Origin of the sequence: Herbaspirillum sp. YR522 (assembly GCF_000282575.1) — a bacterium.
Taxonomy (GTDB): domain Bacteria; phylum Pseudomonadota; class Gammaproteobacteria; order Burkholderiales; family Burkholderiaceae_D; genus Herbaspirillum.
In genome coordinates this window covers 1-20963 of sequence record NZ_AKJA01000137.1, presented here as the reverse complement: position 1 = coordinate 20963, position 20963 = coordinate 1, and the positions used below count along the sequence as shown (strand labels likewise).

At 63.2% G+C, this 20963-nt stretch carries 20 protein-coding genes; 7 read left to right on the top strand and 13 right to left on the bottom strand.

The window, feature by feature from the left end; all coding sequences use genetic code 11:
• Positions 1-63: 63 nt before the first annotated feature.
• The 6 genes from PMI40_RS19710 to PMI40_RS19685 all read right to left on the bottom strand — a co-directional run bounded on the left by PMI40_RS19710 (position 64) and on the right by PMI40_RS19685 (position 5115).
• Complete coding sequence (locus PMI40_RS19710) at positions 64-432, bottom strand: PleD family two-component system response regulator (protein WP_008119016.1); 369 nt, start codon at positions 430-432, stop codon at positions 64-66.
• Between the two features lie 91 nt (positions 433-523).
• Entirely contained in the window at positions 524-1180 is a 657-nt protein-coding gene (locus PMI40_RS19705) for a GntR family transcriptional regulator (RefSeq protein WP_008119015.1), read from the bottom strand.
• A 62-nt stretch (positions 1181-1242) separates the two neighbouring features.
• The gene (locus PMI40_RS19700; RefSeq protein ID WP_008119014.1) at positions 1243-2508 is read right to left on the bottom strand and encodes an amidase; all 1266 of its coding nucleotides are present in this window, start codon (positions 2506-2508) and stop codon (positions 1243-1245) included.
• A 67-nt stretch (positions 2509-2575) separates the two neighbouring features.
• Positions 2576-3559, bottom strand: a complete 984-nt coding sequence (locus PMI40_RS19695) for an ABC transporter substrate-binding protein (protein ID WP_008119013.1) — start codon at positions 3557-3559, stop codon at positions 2576-2578.
• Positions 3541-4305, bottom strand: coding sequence for an ABC transporter permease (locus PMI40_RS19690; RefSeq protein WP_008119012.1), 765 nt, complete (start codon positions 4303-4305; stop codon positions 3541-3543). Before PMI40_RS19690 ends, PMI40_RS19695 begins: the two co-directional genes overlap by 19 nt.
• Before the next feature lie 9 nt (positions 4306-4314).
• On the bottom strand, positions 4315-5115 hold the full coding sequence (locus PMI40_RS19685; RefSeq protein WP_040502499.1) for an ABC transporter ATP-binding protein: 801 nt from the start codon (positions 5113-5115) through the stop codon (positions 4315-4317).
• 457 nt (positions 5116-5572) lie between these two features.
• On the opposite strand from PMI40_RS19685, the gene PMI40_RS19680 reads away from it, so the two are divergent.
• The 4 genes from PMI40_RS19680 (at position 5573) to PMI40_RS19665 (ending at position 10034) form a co-directional block, all read left to right on the top strand.
• Positions 5573-5896 carry a hypothetical protein gene (locus PMI40_RS19680; protein WP_008119009.1) on the top strand — a complete coding sequence of 108 codons (324 nt, stop codon included), beginning with the start codon at positions 5573-5575 and terminating at the stop codon, positions 5894-5896.
• A 191-nt stretch (positions 5897-6087) separates the two neighbouring features.
• A complete protein-coding gene (locus PMI40_RS19675) occupies positions 6088-6591 on the top strand; it encodes a sigma-70 family RNA polymerase sigma factor (RefSeq protein WP_008119007.1) in 504 nt (167 codons plus the stop codon).
• Positions 6588-7559, top strand: coding sequence for a FecR family protein (locus PMI40_RS19670; protein WP_008119005.1), 972 nt, complete (start codon positions 6588-6590; stop codon positions 7557-7559). Before PMI40_RS19675 ends, PMI40_RS19670 begins: the two co-directional genes overlap by 4 nt.
• A gap of 90 nt (positions 7560-7649) precedes the next feature.
• Positions 7650-10034: a TonB-dependent receptor gene (locus PMI40_RS19665; RefSeq protein WP_008119002.1), complete on the top strand. Its 2385-nt coding sequence runs from the start codon at positions 7650-7652 to the stop codon at positions 10032-10034.
• Positions 10035-10037: 3 nt separating this feature from the next.
• Here the strand turns inward: PMI40_RS19665 and PMI40_RS19660 are convergent, their stop codons facing one another.
• Both PMI40_RS19660 and PMI40_RS19655 read right to left on the bottom strand, forming a co-directional pair.
• Positions 10038-10322 carry a hypothetical protein gene (locus PMI40_RS19660; protein WP_008119000.1) on the bottom strand — a complete coding sequence of 95 codons (285 nt, stop codon included), beginning with the start codon at positions 10320-10322 and terminating at the stop codon, positions 10038-10040.
• A 3-nt stretch (positions 10323-10325) separates the two neighbouring features.
• Entirely contained in the window at positions 10326-11048 is a 723-nt protein-coding gene (locus PMI40_RS19655) for a FadR/GntR family transcriptional regulator (RefSeq protein WP_008118999.1), read from the bottom strand.
• A gap of 267 nt (positions 11049-11315) precedes the next feature.
• Here PMI40_RS19655 and PMI40_RS19650 point away from each other — a divergent pair, with 267 nt between their 5' ends.
• Entirely contained in the window at positions 11316-12575 is a 1260-nt protein-coding gene (locus tag PMI40_RS19650; protein ID WP_008118997.1) for an MFS transporter, read from the top strand.
• A 34-nt stretch (positions 12576-12609) separates the two neighbouring features.
• Here PMI40_RS19650 and PMI40_RS19645 read toward each other — a convergent pair whose 3' ends face one another.
• Together PMI40_RS19645 and PMI40_RS19640 are read right to left on the bottom strand one after the other, a co-directional pair.
• Positions 12610-13698 carry a PHB depolymerase family esterase gene (locus tag PMI40_RS19645; RefSeq protein ID WP_008118995.1) on the bottom strand — a complete coding sequence of 363 codons (1089 nt, stop codon included), beginning with the start codon at positions 13696-13698 and terminating at the stop codon, positions 12610-12612.
• Positions 13699-13718: 20 nt separating this feature from the next.
• Complete coding sequence (locus tag PMI40_RS19640; protein WP_008118993.1) at positions 13719-14132, bottom strand: hypothetical protein; 414 nt, start codon at positions 14130-14132, stop codon at positions 13719-13721.
• A gap of 219 nt (positions 14133-14351) precedes the next feature.
• Between PMI40_RS19640 and PMI40_RS19635 the strand changes: the two genes are divergently transcribed.
• Complete coding sequence (locus PMI40_RS19635; protein WP_008118991.1) at positions 14352-15578, top strand: DUF2252 family protein; 1227 nt, start codon at positions 14352-14354, stop codon at positions 15576-15578.
• Between the two features lie 65 nt (positions 15579-15643).
• Here the strand turns inward: PMI40_RS19635 and PMI40_RS19630 are convergent, their stop codons facing one another.
• Together PMI40_RS19630 and PMI40_RS24590 are read right to left on the bottom strand one after the other, a co-directional pair.
• Entirely contained in the window at positions 15644-15940 is a 297-nt protein-coding gene (locus PMI40_RS19630) for a hypothetical protein (protein ID WP_008118989.1), read from the bottom strand.
• A 304-nt stretch (positions 15941-16244) separates the two neighbouring features.
• Positions 16245-17885: a methyl-accepting chemotaxis protein gene (locus tag PMI40_RS24590; RefSeq protein WP_008118987.1), complete on the bottom strand. Its 1641-nt coding sequence runs from the start codon at positions 17883-17885 to the stop codon at positions 16245-16247.
• A 256-nt stretch (positions 17886-18141) separates the two neighbouring features.
• On the opposite strand from PMI40_RS24590, the gene PMI40_RS19620 reads away from it, so the two are divergent.
• Complete coding sequence (locus PMI40_RS19620; protein WP_008118986.1) at positions 18142-18876, top strand: GAF domain-containing protein; 735 nt, start codon at positions 18142-18144, stop codon at positions 18874-18876.
• A gap of 46 nt (positions 18877-18922) precedes the next feature.
• Here PMI40_RS19620 and PMI40_RS24585 read toward each other — a convergent pair whose 3' ends face one another.
• Entirely contained in the window at positions 18923-20563 is a 1641-nt protein-coding gene (locus PMI40_RS24585; protein WP_304412173.1) for a methyl-accepting chemotaxis protein, read from the bottom strand.
• Between the last annotated feature and the right edge of the window lie 400 nt (positions 20564-20963).

Sequence of the window (20963 nt, the reverse complement as noted above, 5' to 3'; positions counted from 1 at the left end):
GGACGCAAAAAAACCGAAGCTGAACGTCAGTCCAGCTTCGGTTTTTTTCGTGCGCCGCCAGGTTCAGCAGACCAGTTCGCCCAGCTCGCGCTGCAGTTCGGAGATCAAGGCCACATTGACCGGCGCCTCGAACAGGAAAGTCGGCCACTGGCCATTGGCAAGTTCCATCTCGCGCCGGTTCTGGCACAGCAGGATCACCGGTACATGACTGAAGCCGGGGTGCGATTTCATGTAGTGCGCCAGCCGCAGGCCGCTCATGTCGTTCATGCTCAGCTGCGCCAGGACCAGGTCGGGCGGCGCCACGGCCATCTGCTCGATGGCTTCGATGCCATTGGCGGCGCTCAGGATATCGATCTCGTGCAGCGCCATCCAGCTGGTCAGCGCACGGCGTTCGTCCACGCGAGAGGCGGCAATCATAGCGGTCTTGTTCATGAGGGGCTTGCTCCATGACTTGTCGGATGAGCCCATGTTGCCGCTGTCGCCCCATGTTGCCTATCAGGCATTTCCCGACGCCGGTGCCGGCCTACTGCTCCAGCGTCTGTTGCTCGACCGCATCCTGGATGGCTGCCAGCGTCTGTTCCAGGTGCTGGCGCACCACCTTCTCGACGGCGCGGCCGTTCTTCTTGCGATAAGCCTCCAGCATCATGCCGTGTTCTTCATTGTCGGTCTGCTGGATGCGCGGATGCAGGAACATCGACAGCGACACATAGGGTTCGGCCACCACCAGCAGGTTCCTGACGATCTCGAACAGGCGCGACTGCTCCTGGCTCTTCATCAGGTGCAGGTGGAATTCGCGATTCAGCGACGACCATTGGTGCGGGTCGACGGTCGCGCACATCTGCTGGTGCACCGCAGTGGCGGCCTGCAGCGATCCGGGCGCGATGGTCGCCACCGATTTCTTTGCCAGCAAGGGCTCCAGTGCAATGCGCAATTCGTAGATCTCGGCCACATCGCTCACGGTAAGCCCCTTGACCACCACCCCCTTGTTGGCGTCGATGGTCACCAGCCCCTCCGAGCGCAGGCCGCGGAAGGCTTCCCGCACCGGAGTGGTGCTGACCTCGAAGCGCCGCGCCACCTGGTCCTGGCGCAGCCTGTCGCCAGGCTGGTAATGGCCGCGCAGGATGTCGTTGCGCAACAGGCTCAGTACCTGCTGTTCGATGGTCTTGAAGGCTTTGCTCATGCGTCGGATCGGGCTGGTGTCTCGAACGGCGGGGTCGCGCCCCGCTCTGGCGGGTGTCTGCCTTATTGTGGCACAGGCAGTGCCGGGCGCCGCAATCCAGGCAATACCTCCGACAGCCATTGGGCCATGCCCAGCAGCGCCAGGTCGTCGTCGCTGCGTCCGATCAGTTGCACTCCATATGGCAGCAGCTCACCCGAAAAGCCCGATGGCACGCTCACCGCCGGCAGGCCCAGCAAGGTCGCCGGGGCGCAGAAAGAGGCGTCGCCGGTCTTTTCCAGGCCCGGTAGCGCGGTGGTGGGCGAGGTGATCGAGATGATGGCGTCGAATTGCCCGAAGCAGTCGTTGGCATGCTCGCGCAAGGTGTCCAGCCTTTCGATCGCGGCGCCGTACTCGACCTCGTCCATGGCCTGGCCGCGGGCGACCAGTTCGCGGGTATAGGGGCCGGCCAGTTCTTCGCGGCCGGCGATCTCGCCCTGGATCGCGGCGCATCCTTCGAACGACAGGATCTCGGTGGTCAGCGCGTTGAGGGCGACGATGTCGTCGCTCAGCTCGACCGTTTCGCATTGCACGCCGTGCGCTTGCAGGCGCTTTACCACGGCCTCGAAATTGTGCTGCACGTCGGCGGCAACCTGACTCCATTGCGAAGAGCGATAAAGGCCGATGCGGCGCGGCTTGAGCGCTTCGAACCGCGCCGGCGATGCTGGTGCGGCCACGCTGCCGTCGCGCGCGACCAGCGCGTGGCATACGGCGGCCCAGTAGACGCTCGAGGTGATGAAGCCGAGGTGATCCAGTGAAGGCGCGAGGTCGTGGACGCCATCGGTCGGGATCAGGCCGAAGGTGGGTTTGTAGCCGATCGCGCCGCAATACGACGCGGGGCGGATGACCGAGCCGACGGTCTGGGTGCCCAGGGCGATATCGACGATGCCGGCGCCTACCGCGGCGGCCGAGCCGCTCGACGAACCGCCCGGGCTATGGGCGGGGTTCCATGGGTTGACGGTAGGGCCGGCGTCACGCCAGGCGAATTCGGTGGTGACGGTCTTGCCGAAGATGACCGCCCCCAGGCTGCGCAGCTTGGCGACGATCCAGGCGTCGTGTTGCGGACGATGGCCGGCGAATACCTTCGAGCCGTAGGTGGTGGGCATGTCGGCCGTATCGATCAAGTCCTTGACGGCGACCGGGATGCCGGCCAGCGGGCCGGCGGCAGGACCCGGCATGGCGTACGACACGGGACGATGGACGAAGGCCTTGAGCGTGCCATCGAGCTGTTCGGCCGCGCGCATGGCGGCGGCCAATGCATCGCCGGCACCTGGGGTGTTGGAGCTACTCATGTTCGGATCCTTTCGGGAGGCGGCGCCACGTCGACAGTCGGTGGCGCCGCGCATGGACAGTCGGGCGTCAGGGCTTGGAAGCCTTTTCGGCGAAGCTGTTGTCGACCGCGCTTTCGTAGGTTACCTCGCCCTGCTTGATGTTGCCGATCGAAATCTGCAGGTCGAGCCCGGCCTGGAAGGCCTGGCGCGAGATCGACGGGGTGGCCGGGTAGATCTTCTGTGCTAGCATGCGCTTGACCGCCGCTTCCACCACCGCCTTGTCGAGCGATGGGAATTCCGCCACCGCTACCTTGAAGGCCACCTGGGGCGAGGTCTGCATCAGCTTTTCGGCGTCGGCAATGGCGTTGACGAAGCTCTGCACCATCTGCGGACGCTTCTGGACGGTCGACTTCAGGGTATCGATGGTAGAGAACGCATACACGCCATCGTATTGCTTGGCGAAGTCATGCACGATCCGGTAGCCGTTGGCCAGGGCCTGTTCCACCTGTGGCTGGTAGAGCGTGGCCGCGGCCGCACGCCCGGCGGTCACCGGCGAGATCTCGGTGCCGATGGCCACCGTGTTCAACTTGACCGCCGACAGGCCTTTTTCCTTGAGCAGGTTCTGCAGCAGGTAGGTGCTGGTCGACGGCGGCAGGGCGGCCGAGATGGTCTGATCCTTCAGGTCGGCCACCGACTTGATGGGCGAATCGCCCGGTGCCACCATCCATACCGGCACGCCCGATACCACCATCGCCACATTGGTCAGCGAGGCACCCTTGAGATTGGCCAGCACCGCCGTCATCGGGTCCTGCAGCGAAAAGTCGGCGTGCCCGCCGATGACCGCGGCCACCCCCTGCGCGCCGCCGCCGGCGGTCACCTTCTGCACCTCCAGGCCATGCTTGGTAAACAGGCCTTCGTTGATCGCCACGTACAAGGGCAGGTACTGGATGGATTGGAAGGCCTGGTAGATCACGGCCTTCTCGGCGGCTTGCGCGGGAGCGAGCGCAAGGCAGCCGCTGACCATCGCGGTGCCGACCAGCGTGCGCAGGTACGTCATTGTTCGACTTTCCATGAAACGATCCTTTCTTCGGTGAGTTGGACTATCCAGGTGAGCACGGCTGCCATCAGCGTCAGGATGAGCACGCCCAGCCAGACCGTGTTGAGATCGAACAGCGAGCCGGCGACGAATACCGCATGGCCCAGCCCGCTTTCGGAGGCGATGAATTCGCCTACCACCGCGCCGATCAGCGCGAATCCGATGTTGATGCGCAAGATGGAGAAGATCCACGGAATCGAGGCCGGCAGGATCAGCTTGCGAAACACCATGGCGCGTTGCGCCTTGAATGACTTGAACAGGTTCAGCAGGTCGCGATCGACCTCCTGGGCCGCGGCGCAGGCAGAGATCATGGCCACCGCAAAGGTGGAGATACCGGCCAGCCAGACCTTCGATACCATGCCCGATCCGAACCAGATGATGATCAGCGGACCCAGCGCGATCTTGGGGATGCTGTTGAGCAGGATGGCGAACTGCTCGATGATGTCCGAGAGGCGTGGATAGAACCACAGCACCAGCCCCAGCACGATGCCCAGGGTGCTGCCCACCACCAGGCCAAGGACGGTCTCGGCCAGCGTGACCCAGGTATCCCACAACAATTGGCCCTTGGTGAAACCGACCAGCGCCGACTTGTAGATGCCCAGCGGCGACCCCAGCAACTGGCCGTTGATCAGTCCCACCTGCGCCGCCATCTGCCACAGCACCACCATGATCACCAGGATGGTGACGACGATGGCGGTGGCACCGTTGTTTTTCTTTTTCATGGATCCCTCTCAGGTGCTGGCGTGGGCGACGTCGCTGGCCCGCAGCGCGTTCCAGATGGACTTGTGATAGCGCGGGAATTCCGGTGCGCCGCGCGCGGTGACGGCGTCGCGCAGGCCATCGCTGCCTTCCACCGTCAACACGATGCTTTCTTCGCGGGTGATCTTGGCCGGGCGCCCGCCCAGCACCACGATACGGTTGCTCATGGCGATGGCTTCATCGATGTCGTGCGTGACCAGGATCACGCTGGTGCCCTCGGTGCGGGTCAGTTCGATGACGTCGTTTTCCAGCATCAACCGGGTTTCGTAGTCGAGCGCGGAGAAGGGTTCGTCCAGCAACACCACGGTCGGCCCGGCCAGCAGGGTGCGGGTCAATGCCACGCGTTGCTTCATGCCGCCAGACAAGGAATGCGGATAGGCATTGGCTACCGAGCGCAAGCCATAACGATCCAGCATCGCCAGTGCACGCTCGCGGTCGGCAGCGGTCACCTTGCGGTGCAGTTCGATGCCCAGCACGGCGTTGTCGACAATGGTGCGCCAGGGCAGCAGCAGGTCTTTCTGCAACATGTAGGCGATGCTGCCCGCGCTGCCATCGTCGCGTTCGCCCAGGGCGATCTTGCCGGCGCTGGGTTTGAGCAGGCCCGAGATGAGATTGAACAGGGTGCTCTTGCCGGCACCGCTGCGGCCGACGATGGCTACGATCTCGGCGCGGCCGACAGCGAAATTGAGATTCTGGAAGATACGGATCTCTTCATCGTTGGACTTGATGAAAGAGTGACTGAGGTTCCTGACTTCAAGGCGGTTCTCCAACATTTGCTCCCGAAAGGCCGCGCGGTGCGCCGGCGGTTGAGTCAAAAGGGTTGCCATGCATTAACTATGCATAATGCATAGTGTATTTTTGACTAAGCATTTGCCGTGCCAGGTGCGGCATGCAGCGTTGCAGCGAGTCGGGCAGGGCGCGGCCGACCTGGCGTCGTCGTCGTTGGCGCCCGATTACGTCCCGAGCGATGGATCACCGCGCCGCAACGGCGCGCCCGCGCCCAACCACCGTGCGTGTCAAGCCCAGGTAAAGGACGCTGACACGGTTTAGGGGCAACGCCCGACTGCCTAGGCTTGCCACAGCAGTTACCCTGTGTCATCGGTCGTCCCGGGCCGCACATGACCACCGCGGCATCTCGCACGCGGTGCGGTCCTGCCGATCCCCCGCCCGACCGGCGGGGTTGCGGCAGGCTTGGGGCGAAGCGCTTTCCATCATTTGAGAGGAGTCATCATGTCCAAGGACCTACTACCGCAGCGTGCCAACGACACATCGTTGGACGTCGATCTTCCCGGCCTGGAAGCCGACCGGGTGATCCAGGACAGTGACGAAGAGATCGAGGCACTGGCCGCGCTGCCCGAAGAGCAGGACGCTATTGCAGGCAACGAAGCGGGAAGTTCACCGTCCGAGTTGCGGGAAGAAGATATCGGCTTGGCGCATGTCGCCGGTGTCGACGACGCCGAAGTCGGACGCGAGCTCAATATCAATGGCGACGAAGACAACGACGAGGACGATCGGGGCAATCCCACCGGCCTGACCCAGATCGGCCGCCTCTGAGCGGGATAGGTGCTGCGGCCGACGCAGCGCCAAGCGCCTCCTTGATATGAACAGGGCCTGCCAGGCGGAGCGCCTGGCAGGCTCTGTTCGGCTGTTGCCGACGTTCCCGTACTGACGATGTTGTCATTCTGGCATGTCTTGCGAAGATGAATATAAATGGCAATAATTCTCATTTTCACGAGAATCTGGTCATGTCTTCCGGCACGCAGGATGTCCTGCTCACGCAGTTCTATGACGCTCATCACGATTGGCTGCAAGGCTGGTTGCGGCAGCGGCTGGGCTGCCGGCATGACGCAGCCGACCTGGCCCAGGATACCTTCATCCAGGTGGTGGCGGCCCGCAACGTAGAACAGATCGATGAGCCGCGCGCTTTCCTGGCGACGCTGGCGCGACGTGTCATGTTCAACTTCTGGCGACGGCGCGACCTTGAGCGCGCCTATCTCGAAGAACTGGCCCGGATCGCTCCCGAGCATGCACCCTCGCAGGAAGACCGGGCGCTGATCCTGGAAGCCTTGCAGCAGATCGACGCGGTGCTGGGCAGCCTCAAGCCACGCGTGCGCCAGGTGTTCCTGCTGAGCCAGCTGCAAGAGCTCACTTACCGCGAGATCGGCGAACAACTGCAGATGCCGGTCATCACGGTACGCCGCTACATGACGCAGGCCATGCGTGCCTGCTGGCTGGCGGCCGACGCATGAACGCACGCAAGGCGCTGGACGACCCCACGGCCGAAGAGGCGATCGAGTGGATGGTGCTGTTGCGCTCCGGCGAAGCAACCCCCGACGACTACCAGCGCTTGAGCGCCTGGCGTGTCCGCCCCGGCAATGCGCAAGCCTGGGAACGCATCCAGGGCATGTTGCAGCGTTCGTTCGCCCCGGTGCTGGAGGTCGACGCCCGTGCCCAAGGCCAGGCCCAGGCGGTCGAGCGCATCGTATCCCGGCCAGCCCCTGCGGGGCGTCGCAAGGTGTTGCGTTCGACGCTGGCCCTGGCCATCGCCGGCATCGGCACCGGGATCCTGGTGAACCGCTTTCATCCGCTGCTGGCCTGGCGCTCCGACCTGCATACCGCCACCGGCGAGCGGCAACGGGTCGACCTGCCCGATGGCAGCAGCCTGGTGCTCAACGCCCGCACGGCGGTGGATATCGATTACCGTCCCGGCCTGCGCCGCATCCGGCTGCAACAGGTGGAATTGATCGCCACCGTCGCCGCCGATCCGGCACGGCCCTTCGTGGTGGAGACCGAACATGGCCAGGCGCGCGCACTGGGTACGCGCTTCCTGGTGCGGCACGAGGCCCAACGGTCGCTGGCGCTGGTGCTGGAGCACAGTATCCGGGTCGACACCGCAGCCGGCGAAGACGTACTGCAGGCTGGCCAGGCAGTCTTCTACAATGCGCGCGCCATCGAGCGCGCAGCGGGCGACATGAGCAGCCGCGCGGCTTGGGTCGACGGCATGCTGGTGGTCGACGACCAGCCACTGGCCGATGTCGTCGAGGCGCTGCGGCCCTACCGGGCAGGGTATGTGCGGGTGTCGCCGGCGGCATCGCAGTTGCGGGTGCTGGGTGCGTTCCCGCTGGACGATACCGACAACCTGCTGCGCTCGCTGGCCCAGACCATGCCCATCAGCGTGCGCCATGTCGGCCCGCTGGTCCTGATCGACATGAAATAGCGTGAATTCGTCGGCCGAAGTGATCGCTTCGAGGGGGCTCCGGTTACCTCATCTGCAGAGCGACATCATCATTACGAGGCGATAACCGTCATGCAGCCATCTCCGCTGCAGCTGCGGGCCGCGATCATCGCCGTGACGGTCGCCTGCGCCGCGCTATGCGCCCCTGTGGCGCTGGCCCGGCAAGCATCGATCACGACTGCGGTTGCCCATGAGTTCCAATTGGACGCTGGCCCATTGGGCGGCATCCTGATGCAGATCGCCCGGCAGAGCGGACAGGCCATCGCGGTCGATCCGGAACTGGTGCGAGGCCGCCAGGCGCGGCCGGTGAGCGGCCAGCTCACGGCGGCCCAGGCGGTGCAGCAGGCCATCGGCGAGGGTGAGCTGGAACTGCAGCAAACCGACAACGGCACCCTGACCCTGAAGCGGCGCGCCAGCCCCGCCGCGCCGACCATCGACAAGTTGCCGCAGGTGACCGTCGCCGTCGAGCGCCAGCCGCCGCCCGACGCCTACGCCGACAGCTATGCGGTGCAGCACAGCAGTGCCGCCACCCGCATCGCACTGTCGCCGCGCGAGACGCCGCAGTCGCTTACCGTGATCACCCGCGCCCGGATCGATGACTTCCGCCTGGCCACCCTCAACGACGTCTTTTCCAGCACTGCCGGTGTCACCGTCGAGAAGGTCGAGACCGAGCGCACCTATTACACCGCGCGCGGCTTTGGCATCACCAATTTCCAGTTTGACGGCGTGGGCATGCCGTTGACCTACAGCGAGCAGACCGGCGACCTCGACACCGCCATGTTCGACCGCATCGAGATCGTGCGTGGCGCCAATGGCCTGTCGTCGGCGGCGGGCAATCCATCGGCCACGGTCAACTTCGTGCGCAAGCGGCCCACCGATACGTTGCAGGCCACAACCGCAGCGAGCATCAGTTCATGGAATACCCGCCGCGTCGATGCCGATGTGTCCGGCCCCTTGAACCAGGCCGGTACGGTGGCCGCCCGGATGGTGCTGGCCCATCAGGAGGGCCAATCCTACCTGCAACGCTACCAGCCGACCAAGGACCTGTTGTATGGCGTGATCGAAGCCACGCTGGATGCGGCGACCGTACTCACGCTGGGCCACAGCCAGCAGCAGGTCCACGGCAAGGGCGCGATGTGGGGGGCCTTGCCGCTGGCCTACGCCGATGGCAGCCCGACCCGCTACGGCGTGGCTACCAGCAGCTCGGCCCAATGGAGCTACTACGATTCGTCCGAGCAGCGCAGCTTTGCCGAGTTGACCCGCAGGCTGGGCCGGGGCTGGCAGTGGAAGACCACGTTCAACTACAACCAGATCAAGAGCGACAGCGCCCTGTTGTACCTGGCCGGTAGCCCCGACGTCGCCACCGGCGCCGGCCTGAGCGTCTATCCATCGCTGTTTGCCGGCGCCAACCGGCAGTTGTTCGTCGACAGCAACGTCACGGGCAAGTACCGCCTGGGTGGGCGCGATCACGATCTGACGGCCGGCGTGAGCTGGTCGCGGTCCAGGCTCGACAACGGCGGGCGCGACACCAGCGCCGGCTATATTTCCATCGACGGCGGCACTGCCTTCGATGGCGCCTTCCCGTACCCGGTGTTCGACAACAGCCCGACCGGCAGCTCCTATGCCGACCGGCGCCGGACCGCCTATGCCGCTACCCGCCTGGACCTCGATGAGCGTCTCAAGCTGCTGCTGGGCGCCAACGCCACCAGGGCCGATTCGACGGGCGTGGCCGAGGGCGCCAGCCACGCCCTGGGCCAATCGGCGGTATCACCCTATGTGGGCCTGGTGCTGGACCTGAACCGCGATCTCTCGCTTTATGGCAGCCATGCCAGCATCTTCAACCCCCAGACCGAGATCGACCGCGACCGCGCCACGCTGGCGCCAGCCAGGGGCACCAGCGCCGAACTCGGGCTCAAGGGCGAATTCATGCAGGGCCGGGCCAACGCCTCGGCGGCCGTGTTTCGGGTGCAGCAGAACGGCATCGCCGACGTCGCCGGCAACTTTGACGATGGCCAGGCGTATTACCGTGGCATCAAGGCCAGGTCCGAGGGCGTCGAGCTGGATGTCACCGGCGAGCTGGCGCGCAACTGGCAGGCGACGTTGGGGCTGGTCATCCAGCGCATCGCCGGCGACCAGGGCGAGTCGGCGCGCAAGTACGTGCCGCGTCGCCAGTTGCGCCTGTCGAGCGTAGTTCGCCTGGAACAGCTGGAGCAGATGAAGATCGGAGCCAGCTTCAACTACCAAAGCCAGGTCCGCTACAACGACAGTGCAACGATGGTCCAGGGCGGGGTTTGGGTGGCCAACCTGATGGCGCGCTACGACATCGACAAGCACCTGAGCGTGTCGGCCAACCTGAACAACGTCTTCAACAAGAAATACCTGGCCAGCGTCTACTGGAACCAGGCCTACTATGCCGCACCCATCAACGGCAGCGTATCGATCAAGTGGACGTACTAGCGCTCAGCCCAGCGCTTGCGCCATCGCAGAAAAGAGCCGCACGGCGCCGGCCCGGGCAGGGCCGCTGGCCGCGCCCAGGCGCATGGGAACGCGACCGAAATGGAAGTGCAGGCCAGTGCCGACCACGACCGGCGCCTGGCGGCCATGGTGCATGTCGATCACGACGCCATGGCCAAGGTGGCGAAGCAATTGCCAGTCCTGCAGGCGGTGCGGCCACTGTACTTGTTGCGATAGCCGGTGACAGGCGCCGATATCGGCCGCGCCCATGGCGCGCGGGGTGAATTGCATCTGCTAGCGGCCTTCGAAGATTCGTTGCCGGGCATGCTCGATATGCCGACGCATGGCTGCGCCTGCGCGCGCGGGCGAGCCCTCGACGATGGCCTGGACGATGGCGTCGTGTTCGTCGTCGATCATCGCGATTTCCGCTGCGCCCTGCGGGCGGCCCAGGTTTTGCGCCAGTTCCATGCACTGGCGGATCGGACTGAGCGCATATTCGATGGTCGAGATGAAGAACGGGTTGTGCGAGGCGCGTGCTATCGCCAGGTGCAGCGCCAGGTCTTCTTCGACGGCGGTGCCGCCGCTGCGTTGCGCCTGTTGCAACGCGCTGCGCGCCGCGTGCAGGCTGGCGATATCGTCCGCGTTGCGCGCCAGGCTGGCACTTTCGGCAGCGCCGGCCTCGACGCACAGGCGAAACGCGTAGTAGCGCTCGATGTCATGGATGCTGGCGATCTGCGGGCGCACAGGCGCAGGCTGCGAGGGCAGGCGCTGGATATAGTTTCCCGAGCCGCGACGCGAGCTGACGATGCCTTCCGAGCGCAGCCGCGAGAGCGCCTCGCGGATCGTGGTGCGCGAGGCCGAATAATGCGCGGCCAGTTCCACCTCGGTGGGCAGCTTGCGGTTCTCGACATAATCCCCGCGCAGGATGGCGGCAATGATCAGCTTGCAGATCTGTTCCGCGCGGCTGGCCTGGGCAGGAGGCGAGACGCTGCGTTCCTCTACCGGGTTGTCTAGCATGTACGATAACTTCCAATGTCATAAGGATAAAATACTATGCGCGACTTGCTGCCAGAGGGCAAGCCTGCCGTCGTCCGGTGCCAGCAAGTTCCACCGGCGAGTGCCGGAATCCCGGCATTGGCGCGAAATTCATCCCGTTTTTCGGTTGACTTCCCGCTTTGGCCTGATTTAAAGTTGTCCACCTAAAGTGCGAATTAGTCGGACTAATTGTCCGCTAACATGTACGACATCGCATAACTAAAAGTAAAACGCCAAACTGGAGACATCATGAAGTACGTACGCGGCATCCGCTGGTGGATGGTCACGCTGGTCACACTGGGCCTGATCATCAACTACCTCGCACGCAATACGCTGTCGGTGGCCGCACCCACCATGATGGCCGAGCTGGACATGTCTACCCAGCAGTATTCCTACATCGTGGTGGCCTGGCAGATCTGCTATGCGGTCATGCAGCCGGTAGCCGGCTATGTGCTGGACCTGGTCGGCACCAAGATCGGGTTCGGGATATTCGCGCTGGCCTGGTCGCTGGTGTGCGCGCTGGCCGCGCTGGCCACGGGCTGGCAGAGCATGGCCTTCCTGCGCGGCTTGCTGGGCATGACCGAGGCCGCCGGCATTCCCGGCGGGGTCAAGGCCGCCACCGAATGGTTCCCGGCCAAGGAGCGCTCGGTGGCGATCGGCTGGTTCAACATCGGCGCCTCGATCGGTGCCTTGTGCGCGCCGCCGCTGGTGGTGTGGACCATCCTGCACGGCGGCTGGAAGATGTCGTTCGTGGTGGTCGGCGTTCTGGGCGTGTTGTGGTTCATCCTGTGGACCCTGTTCTACAAGAGCCCGCAGGACCAGAAGCGCCTCTCGCCCGCAGAGCGGCAGTACATCATCGAGGGCCAGGAACCCAACGCGCAACAGGTGGCGCACAAGGAAGGCTGGCGCAAGATCGTCGGCAGCCGTAATTTCTGGTCGATTGCCATCCCGCGCTTCCTGTCGGAACCGGCGTGGCAGACCTTCAATGCCTGGATCCCGCTGTACATGGCCACCGAGCGCCACATGAACATCAAGGAAATCGCCATGTTTGCCTGGCTGCCGTTCCTGGCAGCAGACATCGGCTGCGTGCTGGGCGGTTACCTCAGTCCATGGTTCCACAAGCACCTGAAGGTCTCGCTGTTTACGTCGCGCAAGCTGGTGATGCTGGTCGGTAGCCTGTCGATGATCGGCCCCGCTTGCGTGGGTTTCGTCGATAGTCCCTATGTCGCCATTGCCTTGCTGTCGGTGGGCGGTTTTGCGCACCAGACGCTGTCGGGCGCGTTGTATTCGATCACCTCCGACGTGTTCAGCAAGAACCAGGTGGCCACCGCCACCGGCCTGACCGGCATGAGCGGCTACCTGGGCGCGACCCTGTTTACGCTGCTGTTCGGGGTGCTGGTGACGCAGATCGGCTACGGCCCGCTGTTCATGTTGCTGGCCGCGTTCGACCTGGTCGCGGTGGCAGTGGTGTTTGCGATTGCCCGGCCGCGCTCCGATGCGGTCGCGTGATGCGCTCGCCTGAGGCGTTCGCATCACTGCTGCTTCAGGCCCGGTCTGCGCCCTGGGTGCTGAAGAACCTGAACATCTCGCGCGAGGCGTCCGGACCCTGCGCATCGGTATAGGTCCCGGCGGCGCTGCCGCCGGCCCAGGCATGACCGGCGCCGTGAATCACCCAATGCTCGGCCAGCACCGGTTTTCCGTCTGCATGCAGGGTGGTGCGCGAGAACTGGCGCCCGCCCGCGGCCTTGCCCTGTTCGACCAGGGTGCTGACGTGGTCCGCCTGGTCGAGCCCGTTGGCGAAGTCGTCGATCAGCACCCGGCCGTTGGCCGGACTGACGGTAGTGTCGCGGTCGCCGTGAAACACGATGATCGGCAGGGTTGCGTCGTGCGGTGCGTTGCGTCGCCGCGAGATCCCTTTCATCGCGCTCAGGGCAGACGGCAAGTCGGAGGCGGCAGCATACGGCAAGCCCGAATGCACGCCGACGGCGCGATAGAGATCGGGATAGGTGGCGCCCATGATGACCGCCATTGCCCCACCGGCAGACAAGCCGGCCACATAGACCCGTTCGCGATCCAGGCTGTAGCGCTCGATCACTTCGTTGGTCATGGCAGCGATCAATGCCGGCTCGCCCTGGCCGCGCTGCTGATCGATGGCATTGAACCAGTTCCAGCATTTGGACGCATTGGCGCTGGCGTCCTGCGCCGGATACAGCACGACGAATCCTTTTTCTTCGGCCAGCGCATTCATCTGCGTGCCGCGCGCGAAGTCGTCCGGGTCCTGGGTGCAGCCGTGCAGCATCACCACCAGCGGCATCGCCTGGCCCCGGTAGCTGGAGGGCACATAGGTCTTGTAGCGACGTCCCCGCAACGTGGAACTGATGAATTTTTCATCGGCGGTATCCGCATCGGGCGCCGCGCCCGGAAGATTGCTCCAGGGTGCCGGCCCTGTTCCAAGGCCGGTCAACAGCTTGCGCAACGACTGCGGGGCGGCGCTCCCGGAAGGGGTGGGTGAAGTCAGGCCGGCAGACGTGAGTGCGCGCTGGATGATTTCGGTCGCACCACCGGCATCTTGCGAGCGGAGGCGGGCCGTGATGTCGGCCATTCGTGCATGAAGATCGCGGAGCTTGGACATGGAATTCCTTGTGGGTGACGCTAATGGATGCGGCCGGCCAGCGCTGCCTTGACGGCGCCGGTGGCATGGAAGGCGCCGAGGACGGTGACCGACTCGATCACTGCCGCGGCCAGTTCGGGCGGGACATCGCTGGCGATCGTCGCCAGCCCCACTACCTGGATCTGTAATGTTTCATTGGCTGCCTGCAGTTTTTCGAGTTGTAGCCGGGTGTATGTCTGCAGCCCCAGCACCAGGCTCTTGCGACTTACCGTCTGTTTGACCACGTCGGCATGTACCCCCAGCTGATTGCGAATGGCGGTACGGATCAGGTCGGTGCGATTGGCATAGAAGCCCTCCTGCACCAGCAGGTCGATCTGTCCCAGGTCGACCACGCCCAGGTTGATGGTGATCTTTTCACTGTCGCCGATGCGCGGCTTGAGTTCGGTGCCTGACATGGTTTTCCCTCGGTAACTTATCGTTCGTATCATCCTTATGGAATCCATATGGATGGTATGTGGATGGTTTCAAGGGTGGCGCATCAAATAAATAGGGTGCCTGTCTGACGCGCACTAGCAGGCTCGGCCGATAGACGCAGGCGATCAAGGGGACGATCCTGATGGCAGCGGTCCACCCTGGACGACACAGTCCACATTCATTTCCAAAAGATAAACCGCATGCCAAAGAAACTGATCAAGGTCGTTCCACGGCCATCGGATCGCCACGATCTGCTGGCGACTGCCAAGAAACTGAAAATGGCGCGCTCGGCGCAAGCCTATGTGCGCGGAAGTACGCTCAGGTTCTACGAATGGCTCAATGAAACCGCCCCCAGCAACCTGCCCGAGGGCCCCGCCATCTGGATTTGCGGTGACTGCCATATCGGCAACCTGGGCCCGGTGGCCAGTGCCGATGGCCGGATCCAGATCCAGATACGGGATTTCGACCAGACCGTGATCGGCAATCCCACGCATGACCTGATCCGGCTGGCCCTGTCGCTGGCGATGGCTGCGCGCAGTTCCGATCTTCCCGGGGTGATCACCGCCAAGCTGATGGAAGTGCTGGTGCAGGGTTACGAGTCGGCTTTCCAATCCGGCGCGCAGGACGAGACCGGCAAGAAGCCCGAGTCGGTGCGCATCGCATTGAAAAGCGCACACCGGCGTACCTGGCGCGAATTGGCCAAGGAGCGTATCGAAGGCAAGACCGTTCGCATCCCGCTGGGCAAGCGCTTCTGGCCGGCATCGAAGCACGAGCGGCAGGTCATTGGCGAGCTGTTCCGCAGTAGCGACGCGCGCGAGCTGGTGACGGCCATGCGGCACCGTGCCAACAATGCCGAGGTCAAGATGCTCGATACCGCCTATTGGATGAAGGGTTGCAGTTCGCTCGGTTATCTCAGGTTTGCGGTGCTGCTGGATGCCAACGGCCAGGCCACCGAACGCAGCGATATCTGCCTGTTCGACATCAAGGAAGCGGTCACCGCTGCGGCGCCCCGCTATGCCGACGCAAGAATGCCGAGGGACAATGCCGACCGCGTGGTGGAGGGCGCCCGGCATCTGTCGCCGCACCTTGGCACGCGGATGAAATCGGCCCGCATCCTGGAGCGACCCGTCTTCATGCGCGAGTTGCTGCCGCAGGACTTGAAGCTGGAAATCGATCACGTCAGCCAGGCCGAGGCGCTGCGCGCCGCCCGTTACCTGGCGCGGGTAGTGGGCCTGGCGCATGCGGGCCAGATGGACCAGCCTACGCGAGCGGCCTGGAGTGCCGAACTGGCGCGTTATCGATCCAAGACGCTGGAGGTGCCGTCCTGGCTGTGGAGCAGTGTGGTCGACCTGGTGGCAAGTCATGAGCGGGCCTATCTCGAGCATTGCCGTCGTTACGCGCTGGCCGACCAGCCGATCGAATTCTGAGCGCATGAAAAAGCCCCGCTGCAGCCGGCTGGCTGCGGCGGGGCTCTGTCGATCGGACGACCGGCTCAGGTCGATGCGATATCGGCCTGCGCGGTGCCGGTACCGGCAGCGATTCGATCAGGATCGACGTCGTCGGCGTCGCTCTGCTGGTCGGCCTGGGTCTGGCGCACCTGATCTGGTGTCGGTGTACCGTCGACATCGGGGATGTCACCGGGTACCGGTTCGTCGTCGCCTGCGACGTCCAGCTCTTCGTCGTCCGACTGCGCTTCGGGACTGTCCGGTGAATTTTGCTGTTGCTGTTGCTGTTGCAGGTCGCCTTGCTCCTGGACCGGGTTGCCCTGGGGGGTATTGAGATTTGACATGATGATTCCTTTGATTGCGGCCTGGCTTTAATCTCTCGGATCAAACCGCTGTGTCCGTTCCGCACCGGTCTGCAGCGTGGCGCAGGAAATGCCGGACGCAATGCTGCAGTGAAGGTTTGCATCGTGCGCCCGATCCCGGCGCGAAGATGTAGGTGCAACGCTTGTTAGGGCGTGGGGCAAGCAGCGGCGACGCCATCATCGTCGCTGGGCCGCGGCCAGGCGGCGCGACAGGCCTCATCGCCAGCATGTCGCATCGCATGCTGGCGCCATCCGAGGCGGGCGCCGCATGCGATCGTCGTCGGTCTCAACCGAGCAGCGGGCGCGCCGTGCGCATCGACAATGGCGGCATCCTGGTCTGCCGTTGCGGCGCCAGGGTGATACCGCTGGCCTGGGCCAGTTTGAAGATGCTCACGATTTCGCTCAGCGATGTGGCCTGGTCCTGCAAGGACTGTGCTGCCGCGGCAGCTTCCTCGACCAACGCCGCGTTCTGCTGGGTGACCTCGTCCATCTGGGCGATGGCGCGGTTGACTTCCTCGATACCGGTGCTTTGCTCCTGGCCGGCGGCGCTGATCTCGGACACCACCTCGGTGACGCGTTGAACGCTTTGAACGATCTCCTGCATGGTGGCGCCTGCCTTTTCGACCAGCAGGCTGCCGCGGTCGACGCTGTCGACCGAATCCTGGATCAGCGATTTTATTTCCTTTGCCGCCGTCGACGACCGCTGGGCCAGATTGCGCACTTCGCTGGCCACCACGGCAAAGCCGCGTCCCTGCTCCCCGGCGCGGGCCGCTTCCACGGCCGCGTTCAGGGCAAGGATGTTGGTCTGGAATGCAATGGCCTCGATCACGTCGATGATGCTGACGATCTGTCGCGACGACGCACTGATGGCGTCCATTGTGTCGATCACCTGGGTCACCACCTGGCCACCGTCGACTGCGGTATCGGCCGCCGCCGTTGCCAGGCGGCTAGCCTGTTGCGCGCTGTCGGCGTTCTGCTTCACCGTTGCCGTCAGCTGTTCCATGGCAGAGGCGGTCTCTTCCAGCGAGCTGGCTTGCTCTTCGGTGCGGCTCGACAGGTCCAGGTTGCCGGTGGCGATCTGCGAGGAGGCCGTGGCAATGGTCTCGGTGCCTTGCCGGACATTGCCGACGATGGCGGCCAGCTTGTCTCGCATGACCGCCAGCGAAGCCATCAGGCTATCGCTATCGCCAGGCTTGACGGTGATCGGGGAGGCAAGGTTTCCCTGTGCGATCTGCGCGGCGACGTCCATCGCATAGACCGGTTCGCCGCCCAACTGGCGCAGGATGCTGCGGGTCACCAGCACCGAGGCGACCAGCCCGCACAGCAGCGCCAGGCCGCTGGCGACGGCCAGCAGCAGGCGGGAATGCTCGTAGACCTGATGGCTTTCTACCGCGGATTGATCCATCAGGCTTCTTTGGTAGTCGGCCAGTTTGCTCAATATCGAGAAGATGGCCGTCTGCTTCTCACGCACCACGCCGAAGATCATCTTCTTGGCGTCATCGATACGGTTACCGCGGATGGCGTCGGCCAATGCCGACTGCGTCGAACCATAGTCGTTCATGGCGCGCGACAGGTCGGTCAGCAGGGCGATGCCACCGGGCGTCTTGATCATGATCGCCAACTGCTCGATCGTGGCCTTGTTGGCCGCAGTGGCATCGGTGATCCTCGACAACTCACTGTCGACCGCATCCTTGCCATCGACCAGCGCGATATTACGCACCGCCCTGGCGATCACATTGACGTTGTCGCTCAGTTTGCTGACCAGCACCGTCTTGGCATATCGGTCGTTGACCAGGAGATCGATGTTGTCGTTGAGTTCGGCGATCCGGGCGTAACTGAATATCGCGATGCCGAAAAGGAAGCACATGATCAAGCCAAAGCCGGCCAGCAAGCGGCTCGATACGGTCAGGGAGGAAATTTTCATCATCTTGTTGTCTTGTCATGAGCGATAGTGAGGGATGGTCGTTGATTTTCGGCAACCCTTTCAAGACAGCGCCCGACTTTCTTGGTTCATTAATTTTGACATATTAATGGAATTAATTTGATTAATTTGAGTCCTAATCGACAATGGGGTGTGGTTTCATTGATTAATTTTGTTGAAATTGCTGATCCTGTGATTTTCTATGTGATTTTATTGTTTTCTGATAGTCTCCACGCCAGTATCGATTCCCGAGTCCCCACCTATGCAGACCACTGAAGATTCCACCAGCGACGTCGCCATTACCTCCACGGAGGCCGCGCGGCTGCTGGGGGTCTCGGTCAGTACGGCACAGCTGTGGATGGAAAGCGGCGTGCTGGAATCCTGGAAGACGCCGGGCGGGCACAGGCGTGCCCGTAGAAGCGCGGTGTTGAGCCTGCTCAACAAGATATCCACCGCGCTTTCCGACGAACAGGCAGCGCTGCATTCGTCGGGCGACGGCGCGCTGTTTCCGATTCCGGACAATGAAGCGCAGCGCTTGTGCGCGCTGGAAGAGACGGGTTTATTGGCGCATCCGGACCCGGCTTTCGACCGCATCACCAGGCTTGCCAACCAACTGCTGGGTACGCCGATCGCCCTGATCACGTTGCTGTCGGCCGATCACCAGCACTTCAAGTCCAAGCAGGGCGTGGAGATCTGCGAGACGCCGCGCTCCTGGGCGTTCTGCAGTCATGTGATCATGCAGGACGAGCTGTTCATGGTGACGGACGCGAAGGAAGATGCGCGATTCAAGAACAATCCGCTGGTGGTGGCCGCTCCCTACATCCGTTTCTATGCCGGCATCCCGCTGGTCCATGACGGCTTTTCGCTGGGGACGCTGTGCGTGATCGATCGCGAGCCGCGCCTGTTGCGAGCCATCGAGCGGCAGGCCTTGCAGGACCTGGCGGCAGTGGCGACCGACCTGATGGCATTGCGCGTGCGAGATCACCGGCAGGCTTGAATCGACGCGCAGCCGGCGCAGGCCTGCCGGAAGGCGCAAGCCGATGTCAGTTGAGCAGCGGCCGCGCCGCCTGCATTGGCCCGTCCGGTGACTGCAGGCCTTCCGGCATGGCTGCATGCCGGATATCGGCCACGGCAATGGCCTGCTGCCGTGCCAGTTTGAAGATGCCGACGACGTGGTTCAGCGAGCTCGCCTGGTCCTGTAGCGACTGCGCTGCCGCAGCCGCTTCTTCGACCAGCGCAGCGTTTTGCTGGGTCACCTCATCCATCTGGGCGATGGCGCGATTGACTTCCTCGATGCCGGTGCTCTGTTCCTGGCTGGCCGCACTGATGTCGGCCACGACGTCGCTCACGCGTTGCACGCTCTGGACGATATCCTGCATGGTCGCGCCCGCTTTCTCGACCAGGGCGCTACCGTGATCGACGGCGCCCACCGAATCATGGATCAGCGATTTGATTTCCTTGGCGGCAGATGAAGAGCGCTGGGCCAGATTGCGCACTTCGCTGGCGACCACCGCGAAGCCGCGTCCCTGTTCACCTGCGCGCGCCGCTTCCACGGCGGCATTGAGGGCGAGGATGTTGGTCTGGAAGGCGATACCCTCGATGACTTCGATGATGCTGACGATCTTTTTCGAACATGTGCTGATCGAGTTCATCGTGTCGATCACTTCCGACACCACCTGGCCGCCGTTGACGGCGGTGTCGGAGGCCGCGCTCGCCAGGCCCCTGGCTTGATGGGCGCTATCGGCATTCTGCTTGACCGTCGCAGTCAGTTGTTCCATTGCAGATGCGGTTTGTTCCAGCGAGCTTGCCTGTTCTTCGGTGCGACCCGACAGATCGAGGTTGCCAGTGGCAATCTGCGAGGATGCGGTGGCGATGGTGTCTGTGCCTTGCCGCACATTGCCGACGATCTCGGCCAGCTTGTCGCGCATGGTCACGAGCGAAACCATCAGGCTATCGGTGTCGCCGCTCTTGACGGCAATGGCGCAGGCCAGGTTGCCGCGCGCAATCTCCGCCGCGATTTCCATTGCGTATACCGGTTCGCCGCCGAGCTGGCGCAATATGCTGCGGGTGATCACGACCGAGCCGATGATCCCGGTGAGCAGGGCGATCGCGCTCGCCATCACCAGCAGGAAAGTCGACTGCTGGTAGACCTCGCGGCTTTCATCGGCGGACTGGTCCATCATGTTTCTCTGGCGATCGCCCAGCTTTGCCAGTGCCGAGAAATAGACGGCCTGTTTTTCGCGCATCTCGCCAAAGATGATCTTGCGGGCTTCGTCGATACGATGCGCTTTGAGAACGTCGATCAGCGTCGATTGGATCTTGTAGTAATCGGCGCGGGCCTTTGACAAGTCGTCCAGCATGGCCGTGCCTTCGCTGCTCTTTATCATGTTGCCAAGCTGTTCGACGATTGCATTGCTGGCCGCCGTTTCGTTCGACATCCTGGACAGTTCGTGGTCGATCGCTTCTTGCTCGTCCAAGAGCGCGATATTGCGAACCGCTCGTGCGATCACATTGACGCTATCGTTCAGTTTGGCGACCAATACTGTCTTGGCGTAACGGTCGGTGACCAGCAACTCGATGTTGTCATTCAATGTGGAGATACGCGTATAGCCGAACACGGCAATGCCAATCAATAGACTCATGATCAAACCAAAGCCGAACAGCAAACGAGTCGAGACCGACATGGAGGAGATTTTCATGAAGTTTGGCCTATGCACGGGTTAGCGATGGGGGCGGTGTCAGCGGGGTTGATACCCGATGCATGGCAGAGCTTAATGGTTTGAGTTGTTAAGTTTTTCTATCTTGTGTGGTTGATTTGTTAAAAATGCTTATTTGTAGGGGAAAGTGATATTGGTTCAAGCGGTTTGTTTAATTTCGACGAGTGGTGTTTGCTTGGTTTTGCTAGGGAGTGTTTTGGGGTGTGGGTAGCGCGTGGATGTGGGGATGTGAATCAAATCTACCGAGAGGGTGATGCGAGGTGATTTGCTGGGAGGAGCTGTGGGCTTTGTTGAAGAGCCAGGGGGAAGCCTTTGGGCTTGCAAGTCGTATCCGCTCATCCGGCACGGCGCATGCGCCGCGAAACCC